The sequence below is a fragment of the Pseudonocardia petroleophila genome, from assembly GCF_014235185.1.
Taxonomy (GTDB): Bacteria; Actinomycetota; Actinomycetes; order Mycobacteriales; family Pseudonocardiaceae; genus Pseudonocardia; species Pseudonocardia petroleophila.
Map to the genome: position 1 here is coordinate 3,923,833 of NZ_CP060131.1, position 14,575 is coordinate 3,938,407.

Annotated in this window: 14 protein-coding genes; 12 read left to right on the forward strand and 2 right to left on the reverse strand. The window is 71.7% G+C overall.

The window, feature by feature from the left end:
* Positions 1-96: 96 nt before the first annotated feature.
* Positions 97-1,632, reverse strand: a complete 1,536-nt coding sequence (locus H6H00_RS19535; RefSeq protein WP_185717183.1) for a class I adenylate-forming enzyme family protein — start codon at positions 1,630-1,632, stop codon at positions 97-99.
* A 240-nt stretch (positions 1,633-1,872) separates the two neighbouring features.
* Between H6H00_RS19535 and H6H00_RS19540 the strand changes: the two genes are divergently transcribed.
* The 12 genes from H6H00_RS19540 to H6H00_RS19595 all read left to right on the forward strand — a co-directional run bounded on the left by H6H00_RS19540 (position 1,873) and on the right by H6H00_RS19595 (position 13,526).
* On the forward strand, positions 1,873-2,646 hold the full coding sequence (locus H6H00_RS19540) for an enoyl-CoA hydratase/isomerase family protein (RefSeq protein WP_255425266.1): 774 nt from the start codon (positions 1,873-1,875) through the stop codon (positions 2,644-2,646).
* Between the two features lie 57 nt (positions 2,647-2,703).
* Complete coding sequence (locus H6H00_RS19545; RefSeq protein WP_185717184.1) at positions 2,704-3,450, forward strand: SDR family NAD(P)-dependent oxidoreductase; 747 nt, start codon at positions 2,704-2,706, stop codon at positions 3,448-3,450.
* Between the two features lie 50 nt (positions 3,451-3,500).
* Complete coding sequence (locus tag H6H00_RS19550) at positions 3,501-4,265, forward strand: SDR family NAD(P)-dependent oxidoreductase (RefSeq protein WP_185717185.1); 765 nt, start codon at positions 3,501-3,503, stop codon at positions 4,263-4,265.
* Positions 4,266-4,440: 175 nt separating this feature from the next.
* Positions 4,441-5,619: an acyl-CoA dehydrogenase family protein gene (locus H6H00_RS19555; RefSeq protein WP_185717186.1), complete on the forward strand. Its 1,179-nt coding sequence runs from the start codon at positions 4,441-4,443 to the stop codon at positions 5,617-5,619.
* A 107-nt stretch (positions 5,620-5,726) separates the two neighbouring features.
* Positions 5,727-6,902: a thiolase family protein gene (locus H6H00_RS19560; protein WP_185717187.1), complete on the forward strand. Its 1,176-nt coding sequence runs from the start codon at positions 5,727-5,729 to the stop codon at positions 6,900-6,902.
* Positions 6,902-7,648, forward strand: a complete 747-nt coding sequence (locus H6H00_RS19565) for an SDR family oxidoreductase (RefSeq protein ID WP_185717188.1) — start codon at positions 6,902-6,904, stop codon at positions 7,646-7,648. The genes H6H00_RS19560 and H6H00_RS19565 overlap by 1 nt, the downstream gene beginning before the upstream one ends.
* A complete protein-coding gene (locus tag H6H00_RS19570) occupies positions 7,645-8,772 on the forward strand; it encodes a beta-ketoacyl-[acyl-carrier-protein] synthase family protein (protein WP_185717189.1) in 1,128 nt (375 codons plus the stop codon). The genes H6H00_RS19565 and H6H00_RS19570 overlap by 4 nt, the downstream gene beginning before the upstream one ends.
* Positions 8,772-9,950, forward strand: a complete 1,179-nt coding sequence (locus H6H00_RS19575; protein WP_185717190.1) for a thiolase family protein — start codon at positions 8,772-8,774, stop codon at positions 9,948-9,950. The genes H6H00_RS19570 and H6H00_RS19575 overlap by 1 nt, the downstream gene beginning before the upstream one ends.
* The gene (locus tag H6H00_RS19580) at positions 9,947-10,405 is read left to right on the forward strand and encodes a Zn-ribbon domain-containing OB-fold protein (protein ID WP_185717191.1); all 459 of its coding nucleotides are present in this window, start codon (positions 9,947-9,949) and stop codon (positions 10,403-10,405) included. Before H6H00_RS19575 ends, H6H00_RS19580 begins: the two co-directional genes overlap by 4 nt.
* 157 nt (positions 10,406-10,562) lie before the next feature.
* Entirely contained in the window at positions 10,563-11,630 is a 1,068-nt protein-coding gene (locus tag H6H00_RS19585) for an LLM class flavin-dependent oxidoreductase (RefSeq protein ID WP_185717192.1), read from the forward strand.
* Between the two features lie 38 nt (positions 11,631-11,668).
* A complete protein-coding gene (locus H6H00_RS19590) occupies positions 11,669-12,562 on the forward strand; it encodes an alpha/beta hydrolase (protein ID WP_185717193.1) in 894 nt (297 codons plus the stop codon).
* Between the two features lie 124 nt (positions 12,563-12,686).
* The gene (locus H6H00_RS19595) at positions 12,687-13,526 is read left to right on the forward strand and encodes a mycofactocin-coupled SDR family oxidoreductase (RefSeq protein ID WP_185717194.1); all 840 of its coding nucleotides are present in this window, start codon (positions 12,687-12,689) and stop codon (positions 13,524-13,526) included.
* 59 nt (positions 13,527-13,585) lie between these two features.
* Here H6H00_RS19595 and H6H00_RS19600 read toward each other — a convergent pair whose 3' ends face one another.
* Complete coding sequence (locus H6H00_RS19600) at positions 13,586-14,425, reverse strand: mycofactocin-coupled SDR family oxidoreductase (RefSeq protein WP_185717195.1); 840 nt, start codon at positions 14,423-14,425, stop codon at positions 13,586-13,588.
* Positions 14,426-14,575 lie beyond the last annotated feature (150 nt).

Sequence of the window (14,575 nt, forward strand, 5' to 3'; positions counted from 1 at the left end):
CGTGGTCGATACGTGGCTGCGGGTGGTCTTCACCAGCCGGACCCTGGCGTGCGGCCAGCGGGGGGCAACCCAGATGGAGCCCGAGGGCACCTGGCCTCAGCGGTACTGCGCTTTCAGCAGCGGCCGGTCGACCTTGTTCGTCGCGGTGCGCGGGATCGCGTCCACGATCTCGATGCGTCGCGGTCGCTGCAGCCCGCGCAGGTTGGGGTTGGACGCGCAGTAGGCCGCAATGGCCTCGGGGGTGACGCCGTCACCGCGCGGGACGACGAGGGCAGTGACCTTCTGGCCCAGCCGCTCGTCCGGTGTTCCGATCACCGTGACCTCGGCGATAAGCGGGCACGCCGCGAGATGGCCCTCGATCATCTGCGGGAAGACGTTCTCGCCGCCCGAGATGATCATCTCGTCGGTGCGGTCGATGTAGTACAGGAACCCGTCCGGGCCCGAGCGGACGAGGTCGCTCGTGCGGAACCACCCGTCCTCGGTGAACTTGGCGGCGTTGACCTCGTCGAGCTGCCAGTAGCCGGGAGTCACCGCGTCTCCGCGGACCCACAGCTCCCCGACGTCGTCGGATCCGACGGGCAGCGGCTCCGTACCGCCCACCGGCACGATGCGGACCTCGGTGATCTGGTCGAGCGGGAGCCCGAGCGACCCCTCGCGGCGCGCCAGTTCGAGCGGCTCAGTGACCGACAGACCGCTCTGCTCCGTCTGACCGTAGATGTTGGCGGCCACGATGCCGGTCGCCTGCGTGAGCGCCTTGAGCCGCGCCTCGGGCAGGGCGCTGCCGCCGATGGCGCAGACCCTGATCGACTCGAGCGGCAGCTCGCGCCCGTCGAGGAAGTTGAGGATGTCGAACATCATCGCGGGAACGAGCGCGGTGATGGTCGGGCGCAGGGACACGGCGTCGTCGAGGTAGTCGCGCACCTGCCAGCGGCGCAGCGTGACCGTTCCCCCGGTCAGCAGCGTGGGCAGCGAGATCAGCTGGAGGCCGCCCACGTGGAACAGCGGGGTGCAGACCAGTGCGTGGTCCTGCGAGGTCATCGACCAGCAGTCGATGATCGCCTCGCACACGGCCGACGTGTTGCGGTGCGTCTGGCGCACGCCCTTCGGCGTCCCGGTCGACCCGCTCGTGTACATGATGAGCGCGTCGTCGCCGTCGCGGCGGGGGGTGATCGCTCCGAACGCCGTGCTCGTGAGGGCGTCGGAGAAGAGGGCGGCGGCACCCGGCACCCCGGCCTCGTCAGGCGCGGCGACGGCCACGATGTGATCGGCGGCGTCGACGCCGTCCAGAGCCTCGCGCAGCCGGGCGACGTCCGACGCCGGCGCGACGAACAGCTTCGTGCCGGAGTCGAGCGTCGCGTGCCTGATCGCCGCGGGCGGGAAGATGTAGTTGAACGGGACGGCGACGCCCCCGGCGTGCCAGATCCCGAGGACGGCCACCAGCCACTCGGGCTGGTTGTGCATGAAGATGCCCACCCGGTCGCCCGCGTGCACACCCTGCTCCCGCAGGTGGCCGGCGAACCGGGCGGCCTGCGCGACCAGCTCGTGGTAGCGGATCTCGTCGCCGCCGAACCGGATCGCCACGTTGTCGGGATGGAGCCGCGCGGCGCGGTGCAGGGCAGTCAGGACGTTCATCCGGCGGCGCGCTCCCTCGTTCGGTCGGCCCGCCATCGGACCGACGACCTCGTGTGTGATGCGCCGACGACGTTAGGGATGCGGGGACCCGCGGGTTGTTGCAGTCCGCGACAGTCGGACGCGCGGTCGGATCACGCGCGGTGGAGCGGATTGCGACACGGCGACGGCGGGGCGGCGCCTAGCGTCGCGACGACCACCGCGCTGCGGTGGTGTGGACCGACGAAGGGAGGCCGGACGATCGTGAGCGCCGGCGACGTGACCTATGCGGTGGAGGACGGGGTCGCCGTCCTGACCCTCGACCGCCCCGATTCCCACAACGCGCTGACCGTCCACATGGTGCAGCGGTTCGCCGAGGCCTCGGCCGCCGCGCAGGCTGACGACTCGGTCCGTGCCGTGGTGGTGACCGGCGCCGGGGAGAAGGCGTTCTGCGCCGGCGGTGACCTGGCCGAACTGATCCCGCGACTGACCGCGGGGGAGGTGGAGATCCTCACTCCCGACCCGGCGAAGCGGTTCCTGTCCGACGTGTTCAAGCCGGTCATCGCCGCGGTCAACGGCATCTGCGTGGCCGGTGGGCTCGAGCTGATGCTCGGGACGGACCTGCGGATCGCCGCCGACACGGCCGTGTTCGGCCTGCCCGAGGTGCGGTGGGGGCTCATCCCGGGAGGTGGCAGCCACGTCCGGCTCCCCCAGCAGGTCCCGTGGGCCTTCGCCATGCAGCTCCTGCTCACCGGGGACCACGTCCCCGCCGAGCGCGCCCACGCCGCGTGGCTGGTCAACGAGGTCGTACCGCGGGCCGAGGTGCTCGACCGGGCGCTCGCCGTCGCGCAGGGCATCGTCCGCAACGGGCCCCTGGCAGTGCGCACCGCGAAGGAGATCGCTGTGCGCGCCCTGCAGAACGAGCCGCGCTTCGCGCTCGAGGCCGCGCTCAACCAGAGGGTCCTGACGTCCCACGACGCGACGGAGGGCCCGCGCGCCTTCGTCGAGAAGCGCGATCCGCAGTTCCGGGGAGCGTGAGCCTGCTGTCCTACATCGCTACAGCACAGGGGCGCCGCAGCGTCCTACGGTCCGGCCATGGACCTCGACCTGACCGACCAGGTGGCGCTCGTGACCGGTGGTGCGTCCGGCATCGGCGCGGCGTGCGTGCGCGAGCTGGCCGCACTGGGTGCCCGCGTCGTCGTCGCTGACCTGTGCGCGGACGCCGCACGGGCGACGGCCACCGAGATCGGCGAGCGGGCGTACGTGGTCACCGTCGACGTGACCGACGCCGCGTCCGTCGCCGCCATGGTGGACGCCACGGTCGACCGGTACGGGCGGCTCGACATCGCCGTCAACAACGCGGGTGTCGGCATGCCGGTCAAGGCGGCTGTCGGCGAGACCCGGTGGGAGGTGTGGAGGCAGGTCCTCGACGTCAACCTCGACGGCGTCTTCCTCTGCATGCGCGCCGAGCTCGCCGTGATGGCGGGGGCGGGCGCCGGATCGGTCGTGAACGTGGCGTCGGTGATGGGTGCGGTCGCGTCACCCGGAGCCGGCGCTTACGTGGCGTCCAAGCACGCGGTGGCGGGCCTGACCAAGACGGCGGCACTCGACTACGCGGCGCACGGGGTGCGCGTCAACGCGGTCGCGCCGGGCTTCGTCGACACCCCGATGCTCGCCGGCCGCGGCGACGACCACCTCGACCGCATCGCCGCGGCCCACCCGGTGGGCAGGTTGGGGCGCGCCGACGAGATCGCCGCGGTGGTCGCTTTCCTTGCCTCGCCCGCCGCGTCCTTCGTGACGGGCGCCTACATCCCCGTGGACGGCGGCTACCTCGCGCAGTAGGCGCGTGCCGACCACGACGACCACGCCGACCCGGGTTCCAGGAGATCACCATGACCGATCGTTTCCGGCTGCGCAGCGCACTGGTCACCGGAGCGTCCGGCGACATCGGTTCCGCGGTCGCCCGGGCCCTCGTCGCCGAGGGTGCGCTCGTGACGCTGGTCGACCGCGACGTCGTCGCGGTGTCGGAGCTGGCCGCCGAGCTGGGAGCCTCCGCCCGCGCCGAACCGGCCGACGTCACGTCGGAGGCCGAGGTCGAGCGCGCCGTCGCCACGGCCGCCGAGTTCGGACGGGGTCTGCACCTCGTGTTCAACAACGCCGGGATCGAGGGTGCGGTCGGCCCCCTGCACGAGCTGGACCTCGCAGAGCTCACCAGGGTGCTGCAGGTGAACGTGGTGGGCGCGGCGGCGGTCCTCAAGCACACCCTGCCGCTGCTCGGACCCGGTTCCGTCGTCGTGCAGACGGCATCCACCGCCGGCCTGTCGGGGGCGCCCTTCGTGGGTCCCTACGTCGCCTCGAAGCACGCGCTGCTGGGACTCACGAAGGTGGCGTCACGAGAGGTCGCAGCGCGGGGGGTGCGGGTGGTGGCCATCTGCCCCGGACCGGTGGCCGGCCGGATGATGCAGCGTATCGACAGCGGACGAGCCGCGGCCGGGACGCCGTCGGGAGCTGCCCGGACCCCTGCCTCGACCACGCTCGACGACGGGCGGTACGCCACGGTCGACGAGGTGGTCGGAGCCGTGCTGTTCCTCCTCGGGCCCGAGGCCGGGTTCGTCAGCGGGTCGGGCCTCGTGCTGGACGGTGGACGGCTCGCCTGAGGCCGGCGCAAGGACCGGGTGCCCGCGGACGTCCCGGGGATGGAGCGGATTGCGACACCGCGACCCTCCGTCGCCTGCCTACCGTCGGTACGGCCGGGAACAGGCCGGAGCTGGGCCGTCCGTGCGTCACCACCGGACCGGGCGGGACTCGAACGTGCAGGGAACCGGAGACGACATGACCGTTGAACTCGTACCTACCATCCACCCCGATCACCGCGAGCTGGTCGAGTCGATCTTCTCTGCGGTCGAGGGCGTCCTCGCCGCCTGTCCCAGGGAGCTCTACGTCCGGCGCTCGCGCGAGAAGGCGCATGCACCGGAGCTGTGGGACGCGCTCGTCGCGGCCGATCTCCTCGCCATCGGCATCCCGGAGGAGCTCGGCGGGGCCGGCGGCGGGCTGACCGGGTGCACCGCGGTGATGGAGGCGCTGAGCCGCGCGGGGGTGCCGCCCCTGCAGTACTCGCTGACGACCTTCTCGCGCGAGGCGATCCTGCGTCACGGCACGGAGCGCCAGATCAAGGAGCACGTCCTGCCCACCATCAGCGGGCAGCGCCGCTTCTGCCTCGGGGTGACCGAGCCGGAGGCGGGTACCAACTCGTTCGCGTCGCGGACCGTCGCCAAGGCGACCGGCACGGGCTACCGCATCAGCGGGCAGAAGGTCTACATCTCGGCGGCCGACGAGGCCGACCACATCCTGCTGCTCGCGCGCACCGCCGGGCCCGGCGAGAAGGTGGGGCGACGGTCGGGGTTCGGGCTCTTCGTCGTCGACATGTCGCTGCCCGGCGTCGAGCTGCGCAGGCTCGACATCGAGTGGCACGCGCCGGAGTACCAGTTCGAGGTCTTCTTCGACGATGTCGAGGTGCCCGCCGACGCCCTCATCGGCGAGGAGGGGCTCGGGTTCGACAACATCCTGTCCTGCCTCAACCAGGAGCGCGTCGTCATCGCGGCGTGGGCCCTCGGGCTAGGGGAGTACGGGCTCCAGAAGGCCGTCGAGTACGCGAAGGTCCGCGCACCGTTCGGCACGCCGATCGGCGCGCACCAGGGGGTGCAGCACCCGCTCGCGCTGGCGAAGGCGGAGATGGAGGCGGCTCGCCAGGTCATGTACTCCGCCGCCGGGGAGTACGACTCCGGCCGGGACGCCGGTGCCCAGGCCAACATGGCCAAGCTCCTGGGCAGCCGGGCCGCGCTCGCCGCCGTGGACGCTGCGATCCAGACCCACGGCGGATCGGCCTTCGTGTACGAGACCGACGTGATCACGCTCTGGCCGATGATCCGCGTCCTGCAGATCGCGCCGATCAACAACGAGAGCGTTCTGAACTACATCGGTGAGCGCGTGCTGGGCCTGCCCCGGAGCTGACCGTGTAGCGCCTTGCGACAACCCCGTGTGGCCCGCAGTTCCTACCGTCGTGCAGGACCGGAGAGCCCTGGGCCTCCACGACCCTGACGAACGGGAGCAACGGCCACATGAGGTCAGCAGTGATCGTCGACGTCGTCCGCACGGCATCGGGCAAGGGCAAGCCGGGTGGCGCGCTGTCGGACGTGCACCCGGTGAGCCTGCTCGCCGACACCCTCCGCGCGCTGCTCGAGCGGACCGGCATCGACCCGGCCGGCATCGACGACGTCATCGCGGGTTGCGTGTCGCAGGCGGGCGAGCAGACCCTCAACATCGCCCGCAACGCCGTCCTGGCGGCCGGCATCCCCGAGTCGGTCCCCGGGACCACGGTGGACCGGCAGTGCGGGTCGAGCCAGCAGGCGGTGCACTTCGCGGCGCAGGGGGTCATGGCGGGCGCCTACGACGTCGTCCTGGCGTGCGGCGTGGAGTCCATGAGCCGGGTCCCGATGGGCTACAGCTCGGTCGACCAGCACCCGACCGCGCCGCTGCGGGCCCGCTACCCGGAGGGGCTGGTCGGGCAGGGCGTGTCCGCCGAGCTCATCGCCGCGCGGTGGAAGCTCGACCGTGAAGCCCTCGACGCCTACTCGGCGCGATCGCACGCCCGCGCCGCCGCGTTCGGTGCGGAGGGCGCGTTCGACCACGAGATCGTGCCGATCACGGTCAACGGGCAGGTCCACGACACCGACCAGACCGTGCGCGCGTCGACCACCGCCGAGGGCCTGGGTGGTCTCAAGCCGTCCTTCGCCGACGAGGCGCTCGGGAAGCGCTTCCCGGAGATCGAGTGGAGCATCACCCCGGGCAACTCCTCGCCGCTCACGGATGCCGCGTCCGCCGCGCTGATCATGAGCGAGGAGCGCGCGCAGCAGCTCGGGCTGCGCCCGCGCGCCCGGTTCCACGAGTTCGCCGTGACCGGCAGCGACCCCCTGCTCATGCTGACCGGCGTCATCCCCGCCACGCAGAAGGTGCTCGCCCGCGCCGGGATGTCCATCGACGACATCGACACCTACGAGGTCAACGAGGCCTTCGCACCGGTGCCGCTCGCCTGGCAGCACGAGCTGCACGCCGACCCCGAGAAGCTCAACCCGCGGGGCGGGGCCATCGCGCTGGGCCACGCGCTGGGCGCGTCAGGGGTGCGGCTGCTGGCCACCATGGTCAACCACCTAGAGGCCACGGGCGGCCGGTACGGGCTGCAGACCATGTGCGAGGGCGGCGGCATGGCCAACGCGACGATCATCGAGCGGCTCTGATGGCCGTGGGCAGGATCGTCGCGGACTTCTCCGGGTCCGCCGTGCTGATCACCGGCGGCGCCCAGGGGATCGGGTTCGAACTGGCGCGGTACTTCGTCGACGCGGGCGCGAAGGTCGCGGTGCTTGACCGCGACCCCGACGCGTTGAAGACGGCCTGGGACGGGCACGGCGCGGTGCGCACCTTCGCGCTGGACGTGTCCGACGCCGCCGCCGTCACGGCCGCCGTCGACGAGTTCGCCGCGTGGGCCGGGGGGATCGACGTGGCGGTGAACAACGCCGGTATCACCCGGGACACCGTGGTCTGGAAGATGACCGACGAGCAGTGGAGGTCGGTGCTCGACGTGCACCTCGGCGGCACGTTCGCGGTGACCCGGGCGGTCGTCCCGCACATGCGCCGGGCCGGTTCGGGCCGGATCGTGAACGTCACGAGCTACACCGGCATGCACGGCAACGTGGGCCAGGCCAACTACGCGGCGGCGAAGGGCGGCATCATCGCCTTCACCAAGTCTGTGGCCAAGGAGGTCGCGCGCTTCGGCATCACGGTCAACGCGATCTCGCCCAACGCCTCGACGGCGATGGTCGCCGCGATCCCCGCGGACCGGCTGGCCGAGATGACCGCCACGGTCCCGCTGGGCCGGTTCGCGGAGCCGGTGGAGATGGCGCCCGCGGTGGCGTTCCTCGCCTCCGAGCAGGCCGCGTACGTCACGGGCGTCGTGCTGCCGGTCGACGGGGGTGTGTCGATGTGACCGGCCTGAACCCGTCCGCGACGGCGCAGGACCCGGTACCGGTCCTCGGCATCGCGGCCACGCCACTGGTCGTGGAGTCGGACGCGGTCCTCGACGAGCTGGTGTTCGACGCCGTGTCGCAGGCGCTGCGGGAGGCCGGGGTCCGCAAGCAGGAGCTGGGGCTGTCGGTCACGGCGTCACTGGACGTCTACGACGGCCGCAGCATCTCCAGTGGCCTGACCAACGCCGCGTCGGGCGGCTACCTCGCGCAGTCCTACCGGATCGAGGGCGACGCGGGCCAGGCGATCATCGCCGCCGCGCAGGCCATCGCGGCCGGTGACGCGGACCTGGCCGTGGCCGTTGGCGTGTACAACCCGGAGGTCTCCGCGCCGGACCGCCGCGCGTTCCTGCAGCAGATCTCCAACCTCGGCTTCGAGCCCCACTTCGACCGGCCCGTCGGGCTGTCCGCGGAGACCGTCCTCGGCCTGCACGCCGGCCACGTCATCGACTCCGGTGAGCTGACCGAGGACGAGCTGGCCGAGATCGCGGCGGCGGAGATCAACCGGGGCGCGGCCGGGCCGCGCGCACTGCGCACCGCCCGCGTCACCGCGGCGGACGTCCTCGCGTCGGCGCCGGTCAACGGCCCGCTCCGGGAGCTGATGCTGCCCGCGGAGTCGACCGGCGCGATCGCCGTGGTCCTCGGGTCACTGGCCCGGGCCCGCCGCGCGCTGCGCCCGCGCGCCGTCCTCACCGGATGGGGGCAGGGCACGAGCGACACGACGGCGGGCGGGCAGTGGCTGACCGACCCGGCCGCGGCCACGCGCCGCGCCGCGCAGGAGGCCTACCGACGCGCCGGGCTGGACGGACCGGCTGAGGAGGTCGGGGCGGTCGAGCTGACCGCGCCGACACCGGCGCTGCAGGGGCCCGTGCTCGACGCGCTGCGCCTGGCCGACGGCAAGGCCGAGGTCACCCCGTCCGGCGGGGTGCGCAGCTCGTACCCCGGCGTCGCGAACGGGGCGTTGCGGCTGCTCGAAGCCGTGACGTGGCTGGAGCACAACGGGGGACGGGCGGTCGCGCACTCGACCGACCTGCTCCTCGGAACCGTCGCGGACACCGCGACCGTGCTCGTCGTGGAGGGGGTCTGATGGCCGCGCGTGCCGTGATAGCCGGGGTCGGGATCACCGCGGCGACCTCGCCGCGACGGCAGGAGTCGTCGTCGCTGGAGCTGGTCCAGGAGGCGGTCTGGGGCGCCCTGGAGCACTCCGGTGCCTCGCCGTCGTCCCTGGACGGGATCGTCATCGGCAACATCGACGGCTTCGAGGGCACCGTCCTGGGGGCCAAGCACGTCGTGCGCAGGCTCGGTCTGGGCACGGAGCTGCCGGTGTCGATCCTCAACACCGGGGGCACCACGGGCGGCAACCTGATGCAGGTCGCCGCGCGCCAGGTGCGCTCCGGGGACCGGAGCCGGGTGCTGTGCATCGGCGGCCCGACTTTCTTCGGATCGGTCGACCTGCAGGCCGCGATCAACACGAACTCGCCGATGGTCGTCGAGCAGCCCCTCGGGATGGGCGCCTACCACATGGGCGCGTTCTACCCGAGCGCCTACGCGGAGCGGTTCGGGGCGACCGTCGAGGACTTCGCGGTGAGCGCGGTGCAGGACCACGAGCACGCCTCGCGCAACCCCTACGCGCACCTGCGCAACACCCTCACGATCGACAACGTCGTCGGTGCCCGGCCGCTGTCGAGCCCGATGACGATGGCGATGGTCTGCCCGGTCTCCACGTCGGCGAACGCGCTGCTGATCAGTTCCGAGGAGGGTGCGGCGGACCTGGGACCGACCCCGGTGCTGATCCGCGCCATGGGCACCAGCAGCGACCCCTACCTGGGCGGCGGGAAGAACGACTTCGCCGCGATGGAGAACCTCGCCATCCTGGCGGCGCAGGTCTACCGGCTCGCCGACGTCCGCGATCCGCTCGCCGACATCGACGTGGCGGAGGTCTTCTCGCCCTACGCCCCGATGCAGCCGATGCAGCTGGAGGCGCTCGGCTTCGCGCCGCCCGGCGGCGGCATCGACCTGATCCGGTCCGGTGGCACGCGGATCGACGGCGCCATCCCGGTCAACCTGTCCGGCGGACCGCTGTGCACCAACGCCGGTGTGGCCGGAGAGCTCGCCCCGTACGTCTACGTCGCCCTGCAGCTCATGGGCGACGCACCACCGGAGATGCAGGTCCACGGCGCACGTCGCGGACTCGCCCACGGCACCGGCGGCACGTTCTTCCAGTTCGAGAACCTGGCCGTCCTGGAGAGGCAGGAACGCTCATGAGCACGCCCATCACGACCCAGCGGGTGCACTGGGACCTCGACTACGACGTCCACCTCGGAGCCACGTGGGGCCGGTTCATGGAAGGGCTGACGAGGCGCACGATCCTCGCCAACGCCTGCCCGGACTGCAGCCGGGTGTTCGTCCCGCCCCAGGCCTACTGCGAGGCCTGCTTCGTGCGCACCGACACCTGGCAGGAGCTGCCCCCGGAAGGCGTGGTCGAGGCCTTCACCGTGGCCTGGCAGAGCTTCCGCGGCGGCCCGACCCCGCCGTACGCAATCGCGGGCATCCGACTCGACGGAGCCTCCACCCTGCTCATGCACTACGTCCGCGGGCTGGACCTGTCCGACCCGTCGGCGGTGCGTGAGCAACTGCCCTCGGGCACCCGCGTGCGCGCCGTCTGGGCCGACGAGCGCACCGGCCAGATCCTCGACATCTCGCACTTCGAGAAGACCTGACCGGACCGGTCCGCGATCTGTAGCGCAATGCGACAACGACCGGCCCCCACACGCTGCCAGCCTTGAGTCCCAGGTCACACGAGCCGGCCGGTGGCCAGGCCGTGACCCCACATCTCGTGCAGTCCCGAACCGCTCTTGCGTGCGCCTAGGAGGCCCCGTGAAGGTCCACATGACCAACCTCATCCAGAACTACAACAACGCCAGCTCCGACTACGACATCTATCAGGACCAGATCGCGCTGTCGCTGCGTGCGGACGCCGACGGGTACGAGAGCATCGGCTGCGTCGAGCACCACTTCGACCCCGGCTACTCGATGTGTCCCGACAACACCCAGTTCCTGTCCTACATCGCCGGACGCACCACCAACGCCAAGGTGCACACGACCGCGGTGATCCTGCCGTGGAACGACCCGATGCGCGTCGTCGAGAAGATCGCGCTGCTCGACAACCTGTCCGACGGCCGGGCGATCTTCGGCATGGGCCGCGGGCTGGCGCGCCGGGAGTTCGAGGGCTTCGGCATCGAGATGGGCGAGTCCCGCGAGCGCTTCGACGAGGCCGCCGAGATGATCATCCGCGGTCTGGAAGCCGGGTACGTCGAGGGCGACGGCAAGTACTACGCGCAGAAGCGCGTCCCGGTGCACCCCGCCCCGCTGGCCACCTTCCGAGGCCGCACCACCTGTGTCGCGATGAGCCCGGACTCCGCGGTGGCGGCGGGCAGGCTGGGCGTGGCGATGATGGCGTTCATCCAGGGCCCGATGGAGACCATGCACCTGCCGATGATCGAGCAGTACCGCGAGGCGTACCGGGAGACCCACGGCGGTGAGGCCCCGGCACCTCTGATGATCGACCTGACCTACTGCCACCGCGACGCCGACGAGGCCCGCAGGGTCGCCTACGAGCACGTCGGCAACTACTACATGAGCTGCGTCGAGCACTACGAGTTCGGCGGCCGGCACTTCGAGAGCACCACCGGGTACGCGTCCTACGCCGCGGCGAAGCAGGCCATCGACGAGTACGGCCTCGAGGCCGTCGTCGACATCTACGTCAACGGCCAGATCTGGGGCACCCCGGAGCAGATGATCGCCAAGCACGAGGAGCGCAAGGCGATCGTCGGTGCCTACGAGCCGATCATGGTGTTCCAGTACGGCGGCCTGATGGGCGAGAAGGCGGCGGGCAGCTACGACCTGTTCACCTCGGAGGTCCTGCCCACCCTCCAGAAGATGTGACCTGACCCCGTTGATCACCGACGATCGAGGAGACCCTCATGGCGAGTGCTGAACTGTCCCGGGCCCGTGACCTGCTGACCCACCTGGTCTCCGAGCCCGAGGCCGACATGAACGACTACCGCAGGCTCTACGACGAGGTCCTCGCGAACTTCGAGCTGCCCGCCGACGCCGAGGTCGAGCACGTCGACGCCGGCGGGGTGCCCGCGATCTGGGTGAGCGCACCCGGGACGTCGCGGGACCAGGCCGTCGTGCTGGTGCACGGCGGCGGCTGGTGCATGGGCAACGCGAACGGGTACCAGGAGTTCGGCTACCGGATCTCGAAGGCCGCCGATGCTCGCGTGCTGGTCGTGGACTACCGGTTGGCCCCGGAGAACCCGTTCCCCGCCCCGCTGGACGACACGGTGGCCGCCTACCGGTGGGCCCGTGAGCAGGACGGTGTGCGCCGGGTCGCGTTCGTCGGCGACTCCGCGGGCGGCGGGCTCGTCGTCTCCGCGCTGGTGAAGCTGCGCGAGGACGGGGACCCGGCCCCGTCGGCGTCCGTGGTGTGCTCGCCGTTGGTCGACCTGGCGGGGGAAGGGGCGTCGCTGACCGAGCGGGCCCACCTCGATCCGCTGCCCGCGGCGGCGCTCGTCACCGCGATGGGCGGCGCCTACCTCGGCGGTGCCGAACCGAAGTCCACCCCGCTGGCCTCGCCGCTCTACGCGGACCTGGCCGGCCTCCCGCCGCTCAAGGTCTACGTCGGGACGGACGAGGGGCTGCACGACGACTCGGTCCGCCTCGTCGAGCGGATCACCGCGGCGGGTGGGCAGGCCGAGCTCGAGATCGGGCAGGACATGGTGCACATCTGGCCGGTCTTCTCCTTCCTGCCCGAGGCGCAGGCGGCGACCAGCGGCATCGGCGATTTCCTCCGCAAGGGTTTCGCCGCCGAGTAGCTCCGCGTGTGCGCGGTGGGTGGTGCTCCCGGGCGCCGTCCACTGCGCACCCCCCATGTCTCGACGGGCGAGGGCCGCCGCGGCCGCTCGCCCGCACACCCGATCCGAGGGCAAGGAGAACGCGATGGGCAGGTTCGACGGCAAGGTGGTCCTGATCACCGGGGCTGGACGCGGGCAGGGGCGTTCGGACGCCGTCCGCTTCGCGGAGGAGGGTGCCGACATCGTCGCCCTGGACGTGTGCCACGACCTCGACACCGTCCCGTACCCGCTGGCGACCTCGGCGGACCTCGCCGAGACCGTCAAGGAGGTGGAGAGCCGGGATCGACGGATCCTGTCCTTCGAGGCCGACACGCGGGACTACGGACGGCTCGAGGCGGTCGTCGACGAGACGGTGTCCGAGTTCGGCCGGATCGACATCGTCGTGGCGAACGCCGGGATCTGCACCGCGGCCCCCATCTGGGAGCTGACGCAGGAGACGTGGAAGGAGATGATCGACGTCAACCTGACCGGTGTCTTCAACCCGGTCCGCGCGGCACTGCCGACCATCATGGCCCAGGGTCCGGGCGGAGCGATCGTGCTGACGAGCTCGGCCGCCGGGCTGAACGCCTTCCCGAACATGGGGCACTACACCGCAGCCAAGCACGGGGTGACCGGCCTGATGCGCAGCCTCGCGGTCGAGCTCGCGCCGCACGGCATCCGGGCGAACTCGGTCCACCCGACCACGGTGGACACGCCGATGGTGCAGAACCCGGCGTTCTGGGCCCTGCTGGGTGCACAGGACGCCGAGGGTGCGCAGCCGGGTTTCCGGTCCCTCAACGCGCTGCGGGTCCCGTACGTCGAGGCCGTCGACATCAGCAACGCCGTGCTCTACCTGGCCTCCGAGGAGGCCAGGTACGTGACGGGGGTGGCACTCCCGGTCGACGCCGGCGGGGCGATGCCGTACCGCATCCCGCACAGCGCCTGACCGCGAGGCGACGACGTGGGGGGTGCGGCCGACGGCCGCACCCCCACGTCGTCGTGTCGCTACTTGACGAGCAGCCCGGCGTCGATGGGCAGCGGCACCCCGGTGATCAGCCGCGCATCCTCCGACGCGAGGAACACCAGCGCCCTGCTGATGTCGACCGGCTCGGCCCAGGCCACGGGGAGGGCGTGCATGCTCGCCGAGGCGACCTCGAAGTCGTCCCGGGTCGGGTTCTCGAGGTCGGGCCGGAAGATCTTGTAGGTGGCGTCGTTCATCAGCATCGCGGTGTCCACCTGCGTCGGGTGCACGCTGTTGACGCGGATGGAGTGCGGGGCGAGCTCCGCGGCGAGGACGCGCATCAGGCCCACCACCCCGTGCTTGGCGGCGGTGTACGCCCCGATGCCCTGGTAGCCGCGCAGACCGGCCATGGAGCTGGTGAGGATCATCGATCCGCCCCGGCCGCCCTCGATCAGGTGCGGCACCGCGGCCTTGCAGGTCTTCCACACGCCGGTCAGGTTGATACCGAGCATCTGCTCCCAGGCGTCGTCGGTGATCTCGTGCGCCGGCACCGAGTTGGCGGCGATCCCGGCGTTCGCGGCGACGACGTCGAGCCGGCCGAACTCCGCGACACCGGCGTCGAGGGCGGACTTCAGGGCCGCCCCGTCCCGGACGTCGACCTCGGAGGTCACGACGCGCCGGTCGAGCTTTTCGACCTCCGCCGCGGTCTCGGCCAGCTCGGCGGCGGAGCCCAATCGGTAGCCGAGGCCCAGTTCGGGGAGGTCGTGGGCGATGTCCACCGCGATGATGTCGGCGCCCTCGCGGGCGAGCTCGATCGCGTGGCTGCGGCCCTGACCGCGGGCAGCGCCGGTGACGAAGGCGACCTTGCCGTCGAGACGACCCATGTGAGTTTCTCCGTTCTGGAGCGAGCCGGGCGGGACCGCCGCGGCCGAGTGCGGCGGCGACGCTAGCCAGGGGCGTGGCGCCCTCGGTGTCGCAATCCGCTCCACCTCTCCTCCCGGACCCGAGGTCAGGAGCGTTGTCGCGGTTTGCGA

Bases quoted from the DNA above. Each gene is read 5' to 3' on its own strand.
- H6H00_RS19535 (WP_185717183.1), bottom strand. From the start codon at position 1,632: ATGAACGTCCTGACTGCCCTGCACCGCGCCGCGCGGCTCCATCCCGAC.
- H6H00_RS19545 (WP_185717184.1), top strand. From the start codon at position 2,704: ATGGACCTCGACCTGACCGACCAGGTGGCGCTCGTGACCGGTGGTGCG.
- H6H00_RS19550 (WP_185717185.1), top strand. From the start codon at position 3,501: ATGACCGATCGTTTCCGGCTGCGCAGCGCACTGGTCACCGGAGCGTCC.
- H6H00_RS19555 (WP_185717186.1), top strand. From the start codon at position 4,441: ATGACCGTTGAACTCGTACCTACCATCCACCCCGATCACCGCGAGCTG.
- H6H00_RS19560 (WP_185717187.1), top strand. From the start codon at position 5,727: ATGAGGTCAGCAGTGATCGTCGACGTCGTCCGCACGGCATCGGGCAAG.
- H6H00_RS19565 (WP_185717188.1), top strand. From the start codon at position 6,902: ATGGCCGTGGGCAGGATCGTCGCGGACTTCTCCGGGTCCGCCGTGCTG.
- H6H00_RS19575 (WP_185717190.1), top strand. From the start codon at position 8,772: ATGGCCGCGCGTGCCGTGATAGCCGGGGTCGGGATCACCGCGGCGACC.
- H6H00_RS19580 (WP_185717191.1), top strand. From the start codon at position 9,947: ATGAGCACGCCCATCACGACCCAGCGGGTGCACTGGGACCTCGACTAC.
- H6H00_RS19590 (WP_185717193.1), top strand. From the start codon at position 11,669: ATGGCGAGTGCTGAACTGTCCCGGGCCCGTGACCTGCTGACCCACCTG.
- H6H00_RS19595 (WP_185717194.1), top strand. From the start codon at position 12,687: ATGGGCAGGTTCGACGGCAAGGTGGTCCTGATCACCGGGGCTGGACGC.
- H6H00_RS19600 (WP_185717195.1), bottom strand. From the start codon at position 14,425: ATGGGTCGTCTCGACGGCAAGGTCGCCTTCGTCACCGGCGCTGCCCGC.